This is a genomic window from Roseiarcus fermentans (assembly GCF_003315135.1).
Lineage (GTDB): Bacteria > Pseudomonadota > Alphaproteobacteria > Rhizobiales > Beijerinckiaceae > Roseiarcus > Roseiarcus fermentans.
On the sequence record NZ_QNRK01000018.1, the window covers coordinates 51,708 to 71,324 of the forward strand.

The following is a 19,617-nucleotide window of genomic DNA, read 5'->3' on the forward strand; positions in this document are numbered from 1 at the left end:
CGGGCGCGGAGGGGGCCCGCATGGAAGGAGCGGCGCCTGCCCTATTCCGGCTGCGGTTTGTGGCTGCCGGGCTTCGCCGTCCCCTGATCCCCGTTCGGGGCGGCGCGCCGTCGGAACGCCACCACGGCGCCGGGCGCCCGGCTGCCCGCGCTGACCCGCCGACGGCCCGTGCCGGTCAGCACGTAGCGGCCCCGGTCCTCGTCCCAACGCATCAGGTTGGCCTGAATCGCGTTCTCGCGGATGAGCATGGTCATCGGGTCGTGGACATGCGCCGGCGCCACGTCTCCGTGCGCGTCGACGGTCTTCAGGGCTTCGATCAGTTTCTTTTCGAGAGCGTCTGTCGTCATGCTTGGCTAAAATGATGCCTCCCGGCGACTTGCGCAAGACTTTACACGCGGGAACGTTGACGCGCCCCGCCTGTCGGCGTCACCCGGTCGACGCCGCGGTCGTGGCGCAGGCTGCTCCGCCGCCGCCGGGCCCGGAGTCTTCGCCGGCTTCGGCGCCTGCGCGACGGCGCCGTCGACGTTTTCCAGCCGTACGAACGCCACAGCCGGTCGCGCACGTCCTCGGCAATATCCTCGTCGTCTTTGCGGTTGGGCGCCGGCGGCGTCGCCCGCTGCGCCGACACGATCGTCTCCTTGACGCCGCCGACCGGAACAGTGAGGCCGCGCAGAGAAATCTCGCCGGTCATCGCGGCGCCGCTGCGGGTGGTGCGCTCGATGAAGGCGAGACGAGCGCGATTGCGGCGTGAGCGGCGGCGCCTTTTAGGGGCTTGCCGCGTACGACAGCGGATCGCGAACCGGCAGAATCGTCTGCGGCTGTCGTCCTCCCAGGCTCTCCGAAATTCGCGAGGCCGTTTCGGAGGCCATCGCCGCGGCCTCTTCAAGCGTGATCACCGGAGCTTGGGCCGCAAGGAACGGCATCGTCAGCGCGGCGATCGCATGTCCCGAATAATCGAGGATTGGAAAGCTGACGTCGATGATTCCCTTGAGCGTATCGTCGACGACATATTCATAGCCAACCTTCGCAATCGCTTCGATGCGCGCAATCAGGCGGTCCCGCGCCGGGAATTCGCCCGAGGCCGCAAGCGCCCACTGCCGGGCGGAGGGCGGCTGAAAAGCCAGCAACGTTCTGCCGGACGCCGACCGCAAAGCTGAATTCCGACCGCCGACTCGAACACGAAAGCCTATCGGGGCCGGGCTGTCGACCTGGATAATGGCTTGTATCTCAGCGCCGTCCAGCACGCAGACATGGAAGCCCTGGATGGTCTCCGCCGCGAGCCGGTTCAGGAGCGCCATCGCGTTTTCGACCAGCCGCTTGACCGGAGGATGCTCCATCGCCAGCTGGTGCAGCTTCATCGTCAGGAAATAGCTCTCGTCCGCGCCCCGAGCGATGTATCCCCGCCGCTCCAGCGAAGCGAGCACTCTGTAGACCTCAGGCACGGAGCGGCCGAGACGGTCGGCGATCCCGCGCTGGGACAGCGGGACAGCGGACGAGGCCAGCAACTCCAGAACGTCCAGGCCCTTTTCGACGGCCGGCGCCACATAGCGCGGAGGCTCTTGGCTTTGCAGCCGATCAGGGGCGATCGCGGCGGCGGCATTGGGCGGCCCTTCACTCGACAACACGACCTCCAGACCATTTGACAAGCCGATAATTTCTTATATGAAGTTTGAATGTCATAAGTGAAATATGACGAAAGGACGCGGACGGAGCAAGACCGGAAAGCGTCTGACGGGAGGGAAATGATCCATGAGGGCGCTCGCTAAGTTGGGATTGGGTTTCGCCTGGGCTGGTCTGATTGCGGCCTCGGCCGTTCCATCCGCCCAGGCCAAGGAGCCATTCATCATCATGGTGTCGGGACCGCTCATCGAGCCGTTCTTCGGGCCGCTGAAGAAGGGCGCAGACGACGCCGCCAAGGCGCTCGGCGTCGAGTATCAGTACTCCACCATTCAGGATTTCAATAACGTACAAGCCGACCTCACTCGGCTCGTGCAGCAGGCCGCCGCACGGCGGCCGGACGTGCTGGTGGTTTCCGACTTTTTTCCCGACTCCATGGGCCCTCAGATCAAGAAGGCCGCCGCTTCCGGGATCCCCGTCATCATCATGGACGGGGGATACGAATCTTGGCGCGACGTCGGCGGTCAGGCCTATGTCGGATACGATTCGCATCTCGTCGGCGCCCAGGCGGGCGACCTGCAGAGCAAGGCCGGGGTCAAGCATGGGCTCTGCGTCAATCAGGTGCCCGGCAACCCGGCGCTCGAAGCGATGTGCCGCGGATATGTCGAAGCGATCAAGGCGGGCGGCGGCGACGCCAAGACGATGACGATTCCGCTTCAGGACACGCAGAACCCCCAGGTTAATCTCCAGGCCATCAAGGGGGCCTTGGCCGCCGACGTCGCGATTGACGGCGTCTACGCGCTGGGCCCGACGCAGGTCGAGTCGGCCATTCGCGCAGTCGACGAGGCCGGACGAACCGGCAAGGTCGAGATTGGCGGCCTCACGGTGTCGCGCCGGGTTCTCGAGGCGGTGCGCGACGGCAAGGCGATGTTCGTGGTCGACCTGCAAGGATATCTCGACGGATATTTCGGTCTGACCATGGCCTATCAAAAGGCCAAGTTCGACATGCTGCCGGCGGAACCGATCTTCGCCGCCCCGCATTTCATCTTGCAGGGGGACGCCCAGCATATCATCGACGTCAACAAGGAATACGCCGGCTACCGAGGGGTCGAATAGGGCCATGACGCCGCCGCGCCCGACAGCGATCCCGCCGTCATGACCGAACGAAGCCTCCCCGCCGCGCTCCCGGCGCAAGCCGCGCCGAGACGATTTGATTTGCAACGCCTGCTGCGCCGACCCGAGGCCGGCGCAGTGTTTGCAGCCTCATTTGTCTATCTGTTCTTCGCGGTCTGCGCGTGGAGGGCTGGATTCGTCTCCTTGAATGGAACCGCCGCGTGGCTCGACACGTCGGCCGAAGTCGGGATCGTCGCGCTGGCCGTAGGCCTTCTGATGATCGCAGGGGAATTCGACCTCTCGATCGGCTCGGTCATCGGGGCGACCTCGATTCTTTTTGCGATCGGGACCAATCATTACCAGATGAATCCGTGGATCATGCTGGCGATGTGTTTCGCCCTTGGCGCGGTCACGGGTCTCGTCAATGGCGCAATCACCGTGAAAACGCGGCTGCCGTCCTTTATCGTGACCCTCGCGACCAACTACGCGCTCATCGGAGCCGCGCTCGGTTTCTCGCGCCTTCTCACCAACACGACATCCTCGTCGATCCAGACGACGCCAGGGGTCGAACTGCTGTTCGGTTCGCAATGGGGGCAGGCCAATGTCGCTGTTCTCTGGTGGCTCGCACTCACCGTCGTTGCAACCATTGTCCTGTGGCGAACCCCGTTCGGGAATTGGGTCTACGCGACGGGCGGAAATGAAAGCGCGGCGCGCGGCGCGGGTGTCCCCACGGGTTTCGTAAAGATCGTTCTGTTCATCGTGACGTCGCTGACGGCGACGCTGCTCGGTGTGATTCAGGCCGTCGAGTTTCACTCAGGCAACGCCGCCAACGGTCAGGGCTATGTCTTCGAAGCGCCGATCGTCGCAGTCATCGGCGGCGTACTGCTTGGGGGAGGCTATGGATCCCCGCTCGGCGTGTTTTTCGGCTCGATCATCTTTGGCGTGATTACGGTCGGCATCTTCTATGCAGGTTGGAACACGGATTGGCTGATGCTTTTCCTCGGCGCCCTGTTGCTCGCGGCCGTGCTCGCCAACAGCTACTTCCGCCGACTCGCGCTGTCGGAGGGTTAGGGGCGATGACGCAATCCGACCCCATCCTGCAATTGATCGGCGTCTCCAAGATCTTCGCGGGAACCCAGGCGCTGCGCAACGTCACGATTTCCGTTCGGCCGGGGGCTGTCCTTTGCCTTCTCGGCGACAACGGCGCGGGCAAATCGACGCTGATCAAGATACTGTCGGGCGTTCACCCGCCGAGCGCCGGCGCGATGCTCGTGGACGGCGTGGAGACGCGCTTTTCGAGTCCGAGGGAGGCGCGCGCCAAGGGCGTCGCGACCGTCCATCAGGACGTGGGCGCGATCCCGCTCATGAGCGTCACCCGGAACTTCTTTCTCGGCGCGGAGCCGACCAGGGGCTGGGGCCCGTTCCGCTTGTTCGATTCCTCGGCCGCGGCGGTCGCCGCGCTCGCCGCGATCCGCGAGTTCGGCCTCACCCGCGTGACGGACGGCGAGCAACTCGTCGGCACGCTGTCTGGAGGCGAGAGGCAGGCGCTCAGCATCGCCCGCGCGATGTACTTCGGCGCGCGGGTGCTCATTCTCGACGAGCCGACCTCGGCGCTCGGCGTCAAGGAGGCGGCGAAGGTCCTGAGCCTCGTGAAAGCGGCGCGGACCCGCGGCATCGGCATCGTCTTCATCACCCACAATGCGCGCCACGCGATGGCGATCGGCGACGACTTCGTGGTGCTCAACCAGGGCGCGGTGGCGGCGAGTTTCCGGCGCGGCGAGAAGACCCGCGAGGAAGTGCTCGACCTGATGGCGGGCGGCGACGGCAGCGAACCGCGCCCCGACCTGGAGGACGACGCATGACCGACGAGGCCTCGAGCTGGGCGGAAGGCATGCGCCGGGTGCGCCTCTTCCCGTTTCCGGAAAGCGGACCGTTTGTTTCCCCCGACGCGCCCGAGCCCGATGGCTTTGTCGAGATCGGCTGGGACCAGAACGCGCGCTTTCCCGCTTTTCTCGCCCCCGCCGAGGGAGGGGGCGAGGCGCTCGTCCCGTTCACGCCGATGGCGCAATTTCCGCCCGACGGCTACCGCGGAGACTTCTTTGTCGAGGCGTTTTCCGACGCGGCGATCAAGGCGCGCTGGATCGAGGCGCGCCAAGACCCGGCGACCCGGGCGCGGATTCTGGCCTCCGTGCGCAACCTCGAGATCCCGCACCAGTTTCGCGGCACGGGGGCTCTCGATCCGCGCGGGCGGATCGATCCGCACAGCGAGATTGATCTTTCCGCCGTCCGCCGACCCGCCTTCTTCGCGGCGGCGCCGTGGCGCGAAGACATCGCCAGGCTCGACTCGCGCACGAGCGTGGTCGAGGTGACGGCGCCTCGCGAACCGCTCGAAACGATGCGGCTGGGCCTCGTCACGCCAATCAAACTGCGTGGCTGGCACGTGCGCGGCGAGGGCGTCCCGGACCCGAATGGCGGCCGCCGCCGCGCGCTTGCGATCCTGGTCAGCGGCCGCAACGTCGAGACGACGGGCATTCATCACCCGGACGATCTCGCCTGCGGGTGGAGTCCCGAGGTCGGGGCGTGGCTGCAGCGAAGCTACCCGGCCTCTGACGGTCTGAGCGAATCGGGCGGCGCGCGGCCCTGGCGCAGCTACATCCTCGCCTTTGTCGACGCAGGCTTCGATGTCCTGACCCTGGACAAGCGGGGCCACGGCCTGTCCGGCGGGGCGAACGACAGCAACTGCGGCGAGCAGGGCGAGGACCTGTTTCGCGCCCTGGACGCGCTGGAGACGGGAGCCGGCGCCCGCGTCCTGACCCCCGAGGGCGCGCTCCTCGAAGGTGACAGGGCCGCCGGCCGCTTGCTCGGCGGCGTCGCCGCACATGACATGCCCGTCGTTCTCGTCGGCCCCTCGCAGGGCGGCATGGCGGTTTGCTGGGCGATGTACAAGAACTTCGTCGGCGCCTGCGATTTCGATCGCCCGAACCCGCGCCGACACGGCCCGCTGGGTTACAATATCAAGGCCGCAATGGTGCTCGCGCCCTTCGCGGCGGGCCTCGGGTATCGATCGCCGGACGAATCGCTGGTGGAGGCGGCGCGGCGACTCGAATTCAATGTCCAGATGTTTCCCTCCGGCGAGATTCTCGGCAGCATACCCAAATGGACGGCGTTGTTCATCGGCCGTGGCCTCTGGGACTTTTCAGAGAGCCTCGAAGGAACGCTCGAATGTTACCGGCGCGCGAACGGCCTGCGCGCCCTTCAGGGCGTGCGCGGACCTCACGGCGAAGGCGAGTGGGGCGCGCGAAACATCGCCGTGATGCAGGACCGAATGACGGCCTTCGCGATTGCGGCCGTGGTCGGCGCTCCCGGCGAAAGCCGGGTCGAAGTGCGCACGATCCGCGACGTCGTTCGCGGCGCGCCGCCTTTCTGGGCCGAGACCGCCTTTCCGCCTCCGGGGAACGGGCGCCGGACACGCTGACGGCGTCGTCGGCCGATCTGGCTCTGCCTGCGAGACCTGCGCGTCTTCAGGCGGCCGGCGCTGCGACGGACGCGGCCTTCGCGGGCTCCAGCGCCGCCTCGACCGCCTGGTCGACCCGTTCCAGCCAGACGAAGGCCAGCGCCTGGCGGACCTCCTCGGGGATGTCCTCGAAGTCCTTGCGGTTGCGCGCCGGCAGCATGACGCGCGTGATGCCCGCCCGGTGCGCGGCGACGACCTTCTCCTTGATCCCGCCGACTGGAAGAACGAGGCCGCGCAGCGAAATCTCGCCGGTCATCGCGGTGTCGGAGCGGATCGTGCGCTCGGTCAGCAGCGACACCAGCGCCATGAACATGGCGACGCCGGCGCTCGGTCCGTCCTTCGGCGTCGCGCCGGCCGGCACGTGAACGTGAATATCGGACTTCTCGAACCGGGCTGGATCGATCCCATAAGCTGCGGCGCGGTTCTTGACGATGCTCAGCGCCGCCTGCGCGCTTTCCTTCATCACGTCGCCGAGCTGGCCGGTCAGAATGAGCCGGCCGCCGCCGGGCGTCACGGTCGCCTCGATGAACAGGATGTCGCCGCCGACCGGCGTCCAGGCGAGCCCGGTCGCGACGCCCGGGACGCTGGTGCGCATCGCCACCTCGTCCTCGAAGATCGGCGGGCCGAGGATCGCGCCGAGATCGGCTTCGCCGATCGCGATCGGGCCCGGCTCGCCTTCGGCGATCCGGGTCGCGGCCCGCCGCAGCGCGCGGCCGATCTCGCGCTCGAGGTTGCGGACCCCGGCCTCGCGGGTGTAGCGCTCGATGATTGCGGCGAGCGCCGCGTCGTCGATCGACGCCTGATCGGCCTTCAGCCCGTTCGCCTCCATCTGGCGCGGAACGAGGTAGCGCCGCGCGATCTGGAATTTCTCGTTTGCCGTGTAGCCCGGCAGGCTGATGACCTCCATCCGGTCGCGCAGGGGCCCGGGGATGGTGTCGAGCATGTTCGCCGTCGTGATGAACACCACCCGCGACAGGTCGAACGGCACGCCGAGGTAGTTGTCGCGAAAGGTGTTGTTCTGCTCGGGGTCGAGCACCTCGAGCAGCGCCGCGCTCGGATCGCCCTGGATGCTGGCGCTGACCTTGTCGATCTCGTCCAGCATCATCACGCAGTCGCGCGAGCCGGCCTTGCGGATCGACTGGATGATGTTTCCCGGCAGGGCGCCGATGTAAGTGCGCCGGTGGCCGCGGATCTCCGCCTCGTCGTGCACGCCGCCGAGGCTGACGCGGACGAACTTTCGCCCCATGGCGCGCGCGATCGACTGGCCGAGCGAGGTCTTGCCGACGCCTGGCGGCCCGGCGAAACACAGGATCGGCGCCTTGCCGTTCGGCGCGAGCTTGCGCACCGCGAGATATTCGATGATCCGGCGCTTGATCTTGTCGAGGCCGTAATGGTCGGCGTCGAGGATTCGACGCGCCTCGGCGATGTCGATCGGCTTCTCCTCGGGCAGCGCCCAGGGCAGCTCGACCAGCCAGTCGAGATAGGTGCGGATCATGCCGTACTCGCCGGCGGCTTCCGGCATGCGCTGCAGGCGGCGAAGCTCCTTGCGCGCCTGATCCTCGACCTCCTTGGGCATCCGCGCGCCGACGATCGCCCGCTCGATTTCGGCCATTTCGGCGGCCTTGCCCTCGTCGCCCTCGCCGAGCTGGCGCTGGATCGCCGCCATCTGCTCGCGCAACAGCGCCTCGCGGTTGCGCGAATCGATCGAGGCCCGGGTTTCCCGCCCGATCTCCTGCGACAGGCGCAGGACCTCGATTCGGTGGGCGATGAGGCGCGAGACGCGATCGAGCCGGGGGGCGATGTCGATCGTCTCCAGGATCTCCTGCTTCTCGTCCGGCGTCGCGTCCATGAAGGTCGCGACCATGTCGGCGAGCGCGCCGGGCTGCTCGACGCCCCGGATGGTGGCGATCAGTTCCTCCGGCGCCTGGGGCAGAAGCTGCAGGGCCTCGAGCGCCTGGCCCTTGAGGTGAACGAAGCGGGCCTCGATCTCGTTCGACGTCGCCGCCGGCTCGGGGATCCGGACCGTGTCGGCGACGAAGAACGGCCAGCCGCTGAGCCAGTCGGCGACGCGGAACCGCTGCTCGCCCTGGCAGACGAGGTGATGCGAGCCGTCCGGCGCGGTGATGTAGCGGACGATGTTGGCGATCGTCCCCATGCGGTGCATGTCGGCGGGAATCGGCTCCGCCGCCTCGGCGTTGCGCTGCATGACGACGCCGATCGGCCTTTGCTCGCGCACCGCGCGCTGGGCGGCGAGAATCGAGCGCGGCCGGCCGAGGGCGATCGGCAGGGCGACGCCGGGGAACAGCACCATGCCGCGCACCGGCACGATGATCAGCCCCTCCGGCGGCAGGGGCGGCGACTCGGCGGCGCTCCCGGCGGCGCCCGCGTCGTGGATCGACGTCTCGCCCTCGGCCATGCTCATGCCTCCTTGGTCAGCGCGATCATCAGGCAGCCGTGCGCCGACGACCGCTCGATGGCGGCGTAGCGCCCGGGCGGCAGGCGCACCCGCCGCTCGAACCGGCCCTGCGGCAGTTCGAGACGGTGGATGACCGCGGTCCGCATCTCCGGCGGGTAGGCGCGCGACCCGGAGACCACCAGTTCGTCGCCTTCGATTCGGGCCAGGACCTCGCTCGGGTCGACGCCGGGAAGGGCGACGAGCACCAGCGTCATCCGCTCGGTCTCGAGCACATCCACCGGCGGCTCCCAGCCGACCGGCCGCGCGCCGGCCGGCCGGACGAACTGCCGGTGCATCCGCTCGGCGCGGTCCAGCATCGCGAACGCTTCCGACCACATCCATTGCCGTGGAAACTGGTCTTCCATGGGCTCCTCGGCGGCTCGGCGCCGGGCGACGGCGCGCAACGGCCCCGAGTGTTATCGCATTCGCGGCGGAAGTTCATCCCCGGCGCGACGAATGCGCCGCGCCCGGCCCCTCGAGGCAGGATGCGGACGTCAAGCCGGCGCGTCGGAGGCCGGCTCGTCGTCGAACGCGATCCCCTCGTAGAGCTCCGCGAGCGGCAGCTCGACGCCGATCTCGGGCAGCGCCAGCGCCGAGTCCGCGGTCAAAATGTCGTGCGTCCAGCCGTCGCCGGCGCGCGCGTAGACGGTCGCGCCGACGTCGTCCTGCTCCAGCATGACGTAGCGCCGGATCGACGCCGTCGCCTGATATTCGCGCGCCTTGACGATCCGGTCCTTCGCCGCCGTGCTCGGGCTCAAAACCTCGAAGACGATGACAGGTTCGTGAACGACGGTCGCCCGGCGCTCGACCGTCGTGCACACGACCATGCCGTCGGGATAGCGGATATGGCCGTCCGCAACCTGGATCTTGAGGGCGCTGCCGTAGAAGCGGCACGGATGGCCGCGAAGCCGCGAGCCGAGCGCCGCGGCGAGGTTGGCCTGGATGTTCGCGTGCCCGACGGTTCCGCCGGTCATGGCGACGGGTCCGACGCCGTCGAACTCCCAGCGCAGCGGCTGCCGTTCCTCCCACGTTAGGAATTCGGCGAGCGTCATGGGCTTGCGCAAGGCGACGGTCATAGCGGCTCGGAGTGTATCACAATCGGGGTCGGACGCGACGACCGCGGGACCAGGCCGTCGATCCGCGCCCGGCGGCGCCCGTTTCCCGCGTCCCGACCGCCCGTGCTATACCCGAGCGAGGTCCCTCATGACGGAGGCTACGCGGCGATGGGCGTTATGGTGAATGGCGAATGGCGCGCCGACGAGGATTTCCCCCGCGACGCCTCCGGCCATTTCGTTCGGCCCGTGTCCCCGTTCCGCAACTGGGTCACCGCCGACGGTTCGCCGGGGCCTTCGGGAAGCGGCGGCTTCCACGCCGCGGCCGGTCGCTATCACCTGATCGTGTCGCTCGCCTGCCCCTGGGCGCACCGCGCGCTGATTGTCCGCAAGCTCAAGGGGCTCGAGAGCATGATCTCGCTTTCGGTGGTGAACTGGTTGATGGCCGGGCGCGGCTGGACCTTCGATCCCGGGCCCGGCGTGATCGCCGATCCGCTGTTCGGCTTCGACACCCTGGCCGATTTCTACCGGAAGGCGCGTCCCGACTTCACCGGCCGCGTCACCGTCCCCGTGCTGTGGGACCGGGACACGAACACCATCGTCAGCAACGAATCGTCCGAGATCATCCGCATGTTCAACTCCGCCTTCGACGCCGTCGGCGCTGCGGAGGGCGACTATTACCCCGAGGACCTGCGCGGCGAGATCGACGCCCTCAACGACCGCATCTACGCGACCGTCAACAACGGCGTGTATCGCGCCGGCTTCGCCACCTCGCAGGACGCCTACGAGGAGGCCTTCCGCGCCCTGTTCGAGACGCTCGACTGGCTCGACGCACGGCTGACGGTGCGGCAATTCCTCGCCGGCGATCGCCTGACCGAAGCCGACTGGCGCCTGTTCACAACGCTCGTCCGCTTCGACCCGGTCTATTTCGGCCATTTCAAGTGCAACCTGAAACAAATCCGCGACTATCCGGCGCTCAGCCGCTATCTGCGCGAACTCTACCGCTGGCCGGGGGTGGCCGAGACGGTCGATTTTTTCCACATCAAGCATCATTATTACGAGAGCCACCGCGGCATCAATCCGACCGGCATCGTCCCGCTCGGGCCGGAGATGGCGTTGTAGGGCTGTTTTCGACCGGAAAGGCCGCGTGAGGCGACGCCGCGGCGACGGCGCCGGAATTCGACTTGTGGATCATGCCGGTCCGCGGGTCCGGCTCTTGCAAATTGCGCTGCCGCTTGGTAAATGTCAGCCAAGACAATGTCATAAGGGGGCCGGTTGTGGTCCCGCCGGGTTTCGGCGGCGTCCCTGATCCCGGACCTGCGAGGGAGGATGACGGCGTGTCGCGCTTCGCCGACAAGGTCGTTCCGGTGTCTGGCGGCGGGCGGATGGTCGACGCCGTGAAGACTGCGCGACCCGGGTCGGGCGGCCGGACGACACGCCCGCCGCTCCTCTGCTTTCGCCCCTCGAGCCGATTCCCGCTGCGCTCGCCATCGCGAGCGGCGTCGGCGTCGTGCGACCGCCGCCTGCCTCGCCTGCGAAGGGGCGCTTTCCCACCGATCGGCGCTCGTCCGGCTTGCCGCCCGAGGGCCGCGGAGGAGGACGCCTGCTCTTGATCGTCGGCTTCCGCGAACTCCGGCCGACGGAACGGGTTTCGGGGAGGCGCCGGCGCCGAGACGACAGAGAGCCGGAACAAAGGCGGCCGCACTTTCGCCGGCCGCAGCCGAGGGAGCGGACGCCATGACGCCACAGCACCTTCTCGAGCAATACGGGCCGCGCGAGGCGATGGAATACGACGTCGTGATCGTCGGGGCTGGCCCCGCCGGGCTCGCCGCGGCGATCCGGCTGAAGCAGCTCGATCCGGCCATTTCCGTCGTCGTGCTGGAAAAGGGCTCGGAGCCCGGCGCCCACACCCTGTCGGGCGGGGTCCTCGACCCGAGGGCGCTGACCGAGCTCTTGCCGGACGCGAAGGAGCGCGGCGCGCCGCTCAACCAGCCGGTGACCGGCGACGACCTCCTCATCCTGACCGCGCGCGGGGCGCGGCGCATTCCCGATTTCCTCGTCGCCCGCAATTTCCAGAATCACGGCTGCTGCATCGTCAGGCTCGGCTACGTGGTGAAATGGCTCGCCGAGCAGGCGGAGGCGCTCGGCGTCGAGATCTATTCCGGCTTCGCCGCCGTCGAGATCCTGTACGCAGAGGACGGCGCCGTGCGCGGGGTGGCGACGGGCCATGTCGGACTCGGCCGAAACGGCGAGCCGAAACACACGTTCGCGCTCGGCGTGGAGCTGATCGGCCGCTACACTGTGTTCGCCGAGGGCGCGCGCGGGCACCTCGGCCGGCAGCTCGGCGAACGCTTCCAGCTCGCCGAGGGCCGCGACCCGCAGAGCTATGCGCTGGGAATCAAGGAGCTGTGGGAAGTGCCGGCCGACAAGGCGAAGCCCGGCCGCGTCGTCCACACCGCCGGCTGGCCGATGCAGGAGGGAGTTTTCGGCGGCGGCTTCTTCTACCATCTCGACGAGAACCTGGTGACGCTCGGCTTCGTCATCGGCCTCGACTACAAGAATCCGTGGGTCCACCCGTTCGAGGAGATGCAGCGATGGAAGACGCATCCCTCGATCCGGCCGCGCCTCGAAGGCGGCAGGCGGCTCGCCTACGGCGCGCGCGCAATCAACAACGGCGGCCCCCAGGCGCTGCCGAAGCTGGTCTTTCCCGGCGGGGCGCTGATCGGCTGCGAGGCCGGATTCATGAATTCGGCGCGGATCAAGGGCAGCCATACGGCGATCAAGAGCGGAATGCTGTGCGCCGAAGCGCTGGCGGAAGCGCTCGCCGCCGGCCGCAGCGGCGACGAACTCGCCGCCTATCCGGAACGCTTCCGCGCGAGCTGGATGTATCAGGAGCTGCAGCAGGCCCGCAATTTCAAGCCGTGGTTCAAGAAGGGTCCGCGCGTCGGCAAGGTGATGGCCGGGGTCGAGCACTGGCTTCTGCCGAAGGTGCGCGTGTCCTCGCCGCCCTGGACGGTGCACACGTCGAAGCCCGACCACCTGCACCTCGAGCCGGCGTCGGAATGCGCGCCGATCGACTATCCGAAACCGGACGGCAAGCTGACCTTCGACCGGCTGGGTTCGGTGTACGTCGCCAACGTCGCCCACGAGGAGGATCAGCCGGCGCATCTCCGGCTGAAGGACCCGGCGACGCCGATCACGGTCAATTTCGCCCGCTACGCCGGTCTCGAGGAGCGCTATTGCCCGGCGGGCGTCTACGAGTTCACGCCCGACGATTCCGGCGCCGACCGCCTGGTGATCAACGCGCAGAACTGCGTCCACTGCAAGACCTGCGACATCAAGGATCCGACCCAGAACATCGTCTGGGTCGCGCCCGAGGGCGGCGGCGGACCGAATTATTCGGGCATGTGAGGCGGAGGCGCCTCGCGAGCGGGGCCGGTCGCGGACGGGCAGGCCGGCTTCGCCGCCGCTTCCCCGCCGCCGCTCCGCGCAATGGGCGCCCAGCGACGCGCGCACGGTCGGCAATCGGCGGCGCAGGCCATGCGCGCCGGGAGCGCGCGCGTCGCTGGCAGCGAGCGTCGGCCCTCGGACCCGGGCCGAGCGACGGGCGGCGCGGCATGGCGCGCCGCGCAACCGCATTGCTTTTCTCGGCCCCGCTCCTAAACCTCGGGTATTGAGCTGACGCCGAAAATGGAATTGGGGGCGATCCGTGGACAATGTGCAGGTCGGTTGCACGGCCGCCGAGAACATCAATCTCGCATTCTATCAGAATGCGATTCCGATCGTCCGTGATCTCTCCGTCCTCAACGCCTCCGGCGCCGCCCTCCGGGACGTCTCGGTCCACCTCTCTTCCGAGCCCTCCTTCATCACCCCTGGAGTCTGGCGGATCGACCGCATCGCCGACAACGATGTCCACCACCTGAAGGCCCTCGATCTCAAGCTCGACCAGGGCTTCCTGTCGGGTCTGACGGCGTCCCGCCGGGCGGAGCTTCTGGTTCGGGTCGACGCCTCCGGCCAGCCGCTCGCCGAGCGCAGGATCGAGGTCAACCTTCTCCCGCCGGCGCACTGGGGCGGCTCCGCCGCGGCGCCGGAACTCCTCGCCGCCTTCGTCCGGCCGACCGACCCCAGCATCGACGTCATTCTTCGCGAGGCCGCCGACAAGCTCTCCAGGGCCGGCCGCAACCCGGCGATCGACGGGTATGCGGCCGGAAAGAAGGCGCGCGCCTGGGAACTCGCCGAGGCCGTCTGGGCCGCGCTCGTCGCCCACGCCATCGCCTACGTTCTGCCGCCCAAAGGTTTCGAGCGCCAGGGCCAGATGGTTCGCCCGCCGGCGGACATCCTTTCCCACCGGGTCGGCGCCTGCCTCGATCTGGCGCTCCTCTACGCTTCGTGCCTCGAACAGGCCGGCCTCAACCCGCTCGTCGTCCTGATCGAGGGACACGCGTTCGCGGGCCTCTGGCTGATCGACGAGGATTATTCGAGTCCGGTGGTCGACGACGCGCAAACGCTGCGCAAGCGCGTCCAGCTGCAGGACATGCTGTTTGTCGAAACGACGATGCTGACCGGCGACCATCCGGCCCGTTTCAGGCAGGCCGCCGACGCCGGCGCGAAGCATCTCGCCGAGGACGCGCCCAAGGCGCTGGAATTCGCGATCGACGTGCGCAGGAGCCGCAAGGCGCAGATCCGTCCCCTCGATCTCGGCGGAGCCGCGTCGGGCGCCCTCGAACCGGGAGTCGACGCCGCCGTCCACCAGGACCTCGACGCCGCGCCGGTCTTCGAAGAGGACCAGCCGATCCATCCGCCGAAGCAGGAGCGCGCCCTCACGCGCCTCGAAAGCTGGAAGAACAGCCTCCTCGACCTCACCCTTCGCAACCGTCTGCTCAATCTCAAGGACGGCAAGTCGCTCGCGATCGAATGCCCGGACGCCGCCCGTCTTCTGGACCAGCTCTCCGCCGGCGCCCGCATGAAGATCTTCGGGCGCGCGACCGTCCTCGACGGGAGCGACGGGCGCGACCCCGCCCTGCTCTTCGAACGCCAGAATGAAGACGGCCGCCGCGCTTATCTCGCCGAGGCGCTGGCCCGGAACGAGCTCCACACGCAGGCGCCGGAAAAGGAGACCGGCGCCCGTCTGACCGATCTGTTCCGGACCGCTCGCCTCGCCTTCGAAGAGGGCGGCGCCAACGTGCTCTTCCTCTGCGTCGGCTTCCTCAGATGGCAGCCCAGGGACGGCGTCGGCCCCTATCGCGCGCCGCTCCTCCTCGTCCCCGTGCAGCTCGAGCGAAAGAGCGTCCGCTCGGGCTTCCGCCTCGCCCTTCAGGAAGACGACATCCGCTTCAATCCGACGCTTCTGCAGATGCTCCGCCGGGATTTCCAGCTCCCGATCCCGGAGCTCGACGACGACCTGCCGACCAACGGCTCGGGCGTCGACATTGCGAGGATCTGGAAGGTCGTGCGCGAGCACGTCAAGACCGTCCAGGGCTTCGAGGTCGCCGAGCAGGTGACGCTGACCACTCTGTCGTTCGCCAAGCACCTGCTCTGGAAAGACCTGGTCGATCGGACCGATCAGCTGAAGCAGAACCCGGTCGTCAGGCACCTGATCGACACCCCGACCCATTCCTACGGCGCCGGGGATGCGGACTTCGTCGATCCCTCGACGCTCGACCAGGCTGTCGACCCCGCCGACCTGTTTGCGCCGCTCTCGGCCGATTCCTCTCAGGTTTCCGCCATCGTCGCGGCGCAGCGGCGCAGGGATTTCGTGCTGTTCGGCCCGCCCGGCACCGGCAAGAGCCAGACGATCGTGAACATGATCACGAACTGCCTCGCCCATGGTCGGACCGTTCTCTTCGTGTCGCAGAAGACCGCGGCCCTCGAGGTCGTCCGCCGCCGGATGGAAGACGCCGGCCTCGGCGATTATTGCCTGGAGGTCCATTCCGCCAAGGCGCAGAAATCAGTCGTCGTCGAACAACTCGCCAGGGCTTGGCGCCATCGCGAGACCGCGACCGAACAGGACTGGGCGGCGGCGGCCGCCGATCTCAAGAGCCGGCGCGACGAACTCAACCGGCTCGTCTCGGCGCTTCACCGGCGGCGCCCGAACGGAATGACCGCTTACGAAGCGTTCGGGCGGGTCGTGGCCGACCGTGGCGCGCTTCCCGACGTCGGCTTCTCCTGGCCGGCTGGAACCGCCCATGCGCCGGAGGACCTCGCCGCCATGCGCGAGGCCTGCAGCGCCCTCAGGACCGCGCTCGCCGCAATCGGCGACCCGGTTCACCACCCCCTCCGAGGTATCGAGCAAACCCGTTGGACGCCCGCCTGGGCCCAGGAATTCCAGCGCCTCGCGGGCGTGCTGAAGGCGGCGATCGCCGACCTCCTGCGCATGGCGGACGCCTTCGCCGGCGCCGTCGGCTTTCCGCCCGGCTTCATCGATCCTGCGGACATCCCGCATCTCGCGCGGTTCGGCGAACGCCTCGGCCGGCCCGAGGCGATCGACGGCGTCCTCCTGCTCGGGCCCGGCGCCGCAGAGCGGGTCAAAGCCCTCAGGGCGCGCGCTGCGTTGGCGCGCCGCGTCGGCGACAAGACGGCCGAACTCGGCGCGCGATACGATCTGAAGGCCGTATCGCGACTGGACCTCCCGGCGCTGCAGAGCGCCTGGCGCGACGCCTGCGCGTCCAACTTCATGCTGCGCAGCGGTCGGCAGCGAAAGGTTCGCCTCGCCCTGCAACCGTGTTGCCCGGAGCCGGTCGCGCAGGAGATCGGGCGCGACCTCGTCCTCCTCCAGGACCTCGTCGACCTGCTCGCCGACGCCGAACGACTGCGGCCCGCCTTCGCCGGCTTCGAGCGGCTGTTCGACACGGTCGGCGCCGATCCCGCCGCGACCGAAGCCGTGGTCGCCTGGGCCGGCCAGATGGACACGGCGATCGCGGCGCTCGGCGCCCGCCTCGAAAACGCGGGCCCGATCCGGGAGCAGACGGTCCTTCTCCTCACCGACTACGCCGGCTTCGTCAGCCCGGACGGCGACGCCGGCCGCGCGCTCGCCGCGCTTCGCGACCGTCTCGATGCGACGCAGGCGGCCGCCGCCGCGCTGAGCCTTTCCGCGAACCTCTCCGCGCCGGATCGGCTTCTCGCGTTCGAACCCGGCGGCTTCGAACGCCTGCTGGAGACGCTCGACCGTTGGACGACCCATCTCGTCAAGGCGCCGCAATGGACCCGCTGGCGAGCCGCCGCCGCCGACTCCAGACGCCACGGCGTCGAGCCCCTGGTCGCTGCGATCGAAGCCGGCGTCCTCGCCGGCGCGCAGATCCTGCCCGCGTTCGAATATGCATATGCGAAGTGGACCGCCGACGAGATCGTCAATGGCGACGAAACGCTTTCCTCGTTCCTCGCCGAGCATCACGAGGCCGCCATCGAGGCCTTCTGCGCCGCCGACGCGCGCGTCGCCGCGCTGTCCAGGCAGATCGTCCTCGCCCGAATCGGCGGCGCGGTCCCGGGGATGACGAGCTTCGGCGCCGATCCCGAATGGGGAACCCTGGCGCGCGAGGCGGCCAAGAGGGCCCGGCATCTGCCGCTGCGCCAGCTGTTCGGCAAGATCCCGAACGTCCTGACCCGCCTCACTCCCTGCGTGATGATGAGCCCGTTGTCGATCGCGCACTATCTGCCGCCGGACTCCAGGCCCTTCGACGTGGTCATCTTCGACGAGGCTTCCCAGGTCGCCGTCTGGGACGCGATCGGCGCCATGGCGCGCGGCCGCCAGGTCATCGTGGTCGGCGACCCGGAACAACTGCCGCCGACCAACGTCGGTCAGCGCGGCGACGCCGATGACGACGACGACGCTGTCCTGCAGAGCCAGCAGTCGATCCTCGACGAGTGCGTCGCCTGCAATTTGCCGCGTGTCCGGCTGACCTGGCACTACCGGAGCCGGCACGAGAGCCTGATCGCCTTCTCCAACGCCCGCTATTATCGCGGCGAACTGGTGACGTTTCCGTCGCCGGTCACGAAGGACACGGCGCTCCGCTTCATGCCCGTCAGCGACGGGCTTTACGAGCGCGGAAAAGGCCGCGTCAACCGGCCCGAGGCGATGGCGGTCGTCGCCGAGGTCGTGAGCCGCCTCCGGTCGTCGCGCGATTCGATCGGCGTCGTCACGTTCAACGCCGAGCAGCAGAAGCTGATCGAGGACCTTCTCGACCAGGAGCGCGCCGCCGATCCGTCCCTCGACCGCTTCTGGCAGAAGCTGGAAACGCCCGAGCCGGTGTTCGTCAAGAACCTCGAAAACGTGCAGGGCGACGAGCGCGAAGTGATCGTCTTCTCCTGCGCGGTGGGGGCCGACGCCACCGGGCGCGTCACGGCGCAAATCTCGTCGCTCAACGGCGACGGCGGCCATCGCCGGCTCAACGTCGCGATCACCCGGGCGCGGCGCGAGATGATCGTCTTCTCGAGCATGAACCCCGAGCAGATCGATCTCGGCCGGTCGATCGCCCGCGGCATCGTCGACTTCAAGCACTTCCTCGAATTCGCCAAGAATGGTCCGCGGGCGATCGCCGAAGCCTTCGCGCCGACCGGCCGCGCCGCCGAGTCGCCTTTCGAGGACGCCGTGAAGCGGGCCCTCGAGGACAAGGGCTGGGTCGTCCATCCCCAGGTCGGCGTCTCCAACTTTCGCGTCGATTTCGGAATCGTCCATCCCGACAAGGCCGGCGTCTATCTCGCGGGGGTGGAGGCCGACGGGGCCCAGTTTCACCGCTCGGCGACCGCGCGCGACCGCGACAAGCTGCGTCAGGCCGCGCTCGAGACGCTCGGTTGGCGGATCCTTCGAATCTGGTCGACCGAGTGGTGGCTCGATTCCGGCGCGGCGCTGGAAAAGGTCCACCAACGCCTCGCCGCCATCCTCGCGCAGGACCGCGCGAGGGCGGCGTCATCGGTCCGGGAGGAAACGGCCGAACACGTCTCCGGGCCGGTCGAATCGCCATCCGTCGAAACGCCCCCGCCGCCCGACGAGCCCCTTCCTTTCGAAGCAGGCGATGCCGAGGAGAAGGCCTTCGCCGAGCCGCCCGCCGCGCCCTGGGAGCGCCCGCCGGATCCCGTCTACGCCGGCGTCATCCCGAGTACCGCGCCCGTTCCGACAGCGCCCGCCCGAACCGCCGTCGCGCGCTATCGCGAAGCCGATCCCGCGGACGCGGCGGTTCCCGATCAAGCCCGCTTCTACGACGCCGGCTACCGCCCCGTCCTGCGCAAGATGGTCGATCATGTCGTGGCGATCGAGGGGCCGATCTATTTCGACCAGCTCGTCGACCGCGTCTCGCGCGCCCACGGCTTTCAGCGGGCCAGAGGCGCGATTCGGGAAACCATCCAATCCGCCCTCGGCGTCGGCCGGTTTCCGCTGACCCTGGACGACGGCCAGGACCTGATCTGGCCGGCCGGCGCCGACGCGAATCGGCCATGGCCATGGCGAGGCGCGGGCCCGCGTCGGCACCACCAGATTCCGCTGGCGGAGCTCGCGAGCCTCGCCGGGACATGCGCGGAAACGGGCGACGACGACGAAACCGTGATCCGGGCGATGCAGGAATCCCTTCAGCTCGGGCGGCTCAAGTCGCCCACCCGGGAACGCTTCCAGCGCGCCATTGCAGCGGCCCGCGCGGCCGGGAGCCGAGACCTGGCCTGAGCGCCCCCGCGACCCGGCGGAGCAGCGCCCGGCGCCCGGCGCCCGACGATCCGCGCTCGCAGTCGGCCTCTACCGATCCGCCGGCGCCGGCGGCAGCGCGCCGGCCCAGGTTGCGGTCGCCGGCGGAAGTCAACGGGCGACCCCGCGTGCCGCGTCCCGTCGCACTCTCGCCGCATTCTGGGCATTAATGAGAATGAATATTCATTCTCATCGGACC

The 19,617-nt window shown here is 68.6% G+C and carries 13 protein-coding genes; 7 read left to right on the forward strand and 6 right to left on the reverse strand.

Going from position 1 to position 19,617, the window contains the following annotated elements; translation table 11 throughout:
* Nucleotides 1–41: 41 nt before the first annotated feature.
* The 3 genes from DFR50_RS16590 to DFR50_RS16600 all read right to left on the reverse strand — a co-directional run bounded on the left by DFR50_RS16590 (nucleotide 42) and on the right by DFR50_RS16600 (nucleotide 1,646).
* Nucleotides 42–347: a hypothetical protein gene (locus DFR50_RS16590; protein ID WP_245427861.1), complete on the reverse strand. Its 306-nt coding sequence runs from the start codon at nucleotides 345–347 to the stop codon at nucleotides 42–44.
* A 41-nt stretch (nucleotides 348–388) separates the two neighbouring features.
* Nucleotides 389–691: a S16 family serine protease gene (locus DFR50_RS16595; RefSeq protein ID WP_210208937.1), complete on the reverse strand. Its 303-nt coding sequence runs from the start codon at nucleotides 689–691 to the stop codon at nucleotides 389–391.
* Between the two features lie 73 nt (nucleotides 692–764).
* Complete coding sequence (locus DFR50_RS16600) at nucleotides 765–1,646, reverse strand: IclR family transcriptional regulator (RefSeq protein ID WP_113890393.1); 882 nt, start codon at nucleotides 1,644–1,646, stop codon at nucleotides 765–767.
* A 103-nt stretch (nucleotides 1,647–1,749) separates the two neighbouring features.
* Here DFR50_RS16600 and DFR50_RS16605 point away from each other — a divergent pair, with 103 nt between their 5' ends.
* The 4 genes from DFR50_RS16605 to DFR50_RS16620 are packed head-to-tail and all read left to right on the forward strand — an operon-like array spanning nucleotide 1,750 to nucleotide 6,205.
* On the forward strand, nucleotides 1,750–2,733 hold the full coding sequence (locus DFR50_RS16605) for a substrate-binding domain-containing protein (RefSeq protein ID WP_113890394.1): 984 nt from the start codon (nucleotides 1,750–1,752) through the stop codon (nucleotides 2,731–2,733).
* 39 nt (nucleotides 2,734–2,772) lie between these two features.
* A complete protein-coding gene (locus DFR50_RS16610) occupies nucleotides 2,773–3,801 on the forward strand; it encodes an ABC transporter permease (RefSeq protein WP_113890395.1) in 1,029 nt (342 codons plus the stop codon).
* 5 nt (nucleotides 3,802–3,806) lie between these two features.
* Nucleotides 3,807–4,592, forward strand: a complete 786-nt coding sequence (locus DFR50_RS16615; RefSeq protein WP_113890396.1) for an ATP-binding cassette domain-containing protein — start codon at nucleotides 3,807–3,809, stop codon at nucleotides 4,590–4,592.
* A complete protein-coding gene (locus tag DFR50_RS16620; RefSeq protein WP_113890397.1) occupies nucleotides 4,589–6,205 on the forward strand; it encodes an alpha/beta fold hydrolase in 1,617 nt (538 codons plus the stop codon). The genes DFR50_RS16615 and DFR50_RS16620 overlap by 4 nt, the downstream gene beginning before the upstream one ends.
* A gap of 46 nt (nucleotides 6,206–6,251) precedes the next feature.
* Here the strand turns inward: DFR50_RS16620 and lon are convergent, their stop codons facing one another.
* The 3 genes from lon to DFR50_RS16635 all read right to left on the reverse strand — a co-directional run bounded on the left by lon (nucleotide 6,252) and on the right by DFR50_RS16635 (nucleotide 9,775).
* Nucleotides 6,252–8,660, reverse strand: coding sequence for an endopeptidase La (gene lon / locus DFR50_RS16625; RefSeq protein ID WP_113890398.1), 2,409 nt, complete (start codon nucleotides 8,658–8,660; stop codon nucleotides 6,252–6,254).
* Between the two features lie 2 nt (nucleotides 8,661–8,662).
* A complete protein-coding gene (locus DFR50_RS16630) occupies nucleotides 8,663–9,064 on the reverse strand; it encodes an Hsp20/alpha crystallin family protein (protein ID WP_113890399.1) in 402 nt (133 codons plus the stop codon).
* 129 nt (nucleotides 9,065–9,193) lie between these two features.
* Nucleotides 9,194–9,775: a Uma2 family endonuclease gene (locus tag DFR50_RS16635; RefSeq protein WP_113890400.1), complete on the reverse strand. Its 582-nt coding sequence runs from the start codon at nucleotides 9,773–9,775 to the stop codon at nucleotides 9,194–9,196.
* A 147-nt stretch (nucleotides 9,776–9,922) separates the two neighbouring features.
* On the opposite strand from DFR50_RS16635, the gene DFR50_RS16640 reads away from it, so the two are divergent.
* From DFR50_RS16640 to DFR50_RS16650, 3 genes are all read left to right on the forward strand, one after another.
* Nucleotides 9,923–10,873, forward strand: a complete 951-nt coding sequence (locus tag DFR50_RS16640; protein WP_113890401.1) for a glutathione S-transferase family protein — start codon at nucleotides 9,923–9,925, stop codon at nucleotides 10,871–10,873.
* Between the two features lie 615 nt (nucleotides 10,874–11,488).
* On the forward strand, nucleotides 11,489–13,162 hold the full coding sequence (locus DFR50_RS16645) for an electron transfer flavoprotein-ubiquinone oxidoreductase (RefSeq protein WP_113890402.1): 1,674 nt from the start codon (nucleotides 11,489–11,491) through the stop codon (nucleotides 13,160–13,162).
* A gap of 298 nt (nucleotides 13,163–13,460) precedes the next feature.
* The gene (locus tag DFR50_RS16650; RefSeq protein ID WP_113890403.1) at nucleotides 13,461–19,400 is read left to right on the forward strand and encodes a DUF3320 domain-containing protein; all 5,940 of its coding nucleotides are present in this window, start codon (nucleotides 13,461–13,463) and stop codon (nucleotides 19,398–19,400) included.
* The last annotated feature ends 217 nt before the right edge of the window (nucleotides 19,401–19,617 follow it).

What these genes read in the sequence shown, in the direction of transcription:
- DFR50_RS16615 (WP_113890396.1), top strand. Translation starts at nt 3,807, where the DNA reads ATGACGCAATCCGACCCCATCCTGCAATTGATCGGCGTCTCCAAGATC.
- DFR50_RS16640 (WP_113890401.1), top strand. Translation starts at nt 9,923, where the DNA reads ATGGGCGTTATGGTGAATGGCGAATGGCGCGCCGACGAGGATTTCCCC.
- lon (WP_113890398.1), bottom strand. Translation starts at nt 8,660, where the DNA reads ATGGCCGAGGGCGAGACGTCGATCCACGACGCGGGCGCCGCCGGGAGC.
- DFR50_RS16610 (WP_113890395.1), top strand. Translation starts at nt 2,773, where the DNA reads ATGACCGAACGAAGCCTCCCCGCCGCGCTCCCGGCGCAAGCCGCGCCG.
- DFR50_RS16645 (WP_113890402.1), top strand. Translation starts at nt 11,489, where the DNA reads ATGACGCCACAGCACCTTCTCGAGCAATACGGGCCGCGCGAGGCGATG.
- DFR50_RS16605 (WP_113890394.1), top strand. Translation starts at nt 1,750, where the DNA reads ATGAGGGCGCTCGCTAAGTTGGGATTGGGTTTCGCCTGGGCTGGTCTG.
- DFR50_RS16620 (WP_113890397.1), top strand. Translation starts at nt 4,589, where the DNA reads ATGACCGACGAGGCCTCGAGCTGGGCGGAAGGCATGCGCCGGGTGCGC.
- DFR50_RS16595 (WP_210208937.1), bottom strand. Translation starts at nt 691, where the DNA reads ATGACCGGCGAGATTTCTCTGCGCGGCCTCACTGTTCCGGTCGGCGGC.
- DFR50_RS16635 (WP_113890400.1), bottom strand. Translation starts at nt 9,775, where the DNA reads ATGACCGTCGCCTTGCGCAAGCCCATGACGCTCGCCGAATTCCTAACG.
- DFR50_RS16590 (WP_245427861.1), bottom strand. Translation starts at nt 347, where the DNA reads ATGACGACAGACGCTCTCGAAAAGAAACTGATCGAAGCCCTGAAGACC.
- DFR50_RS16630 (WP_113890399.1), bottom strand. Translation starts at nt 9,064, where the DNA reads ATGGAAGACCAGTTTCCACGGCAATGGATGTGGTCGGAAGCGTTCGCG.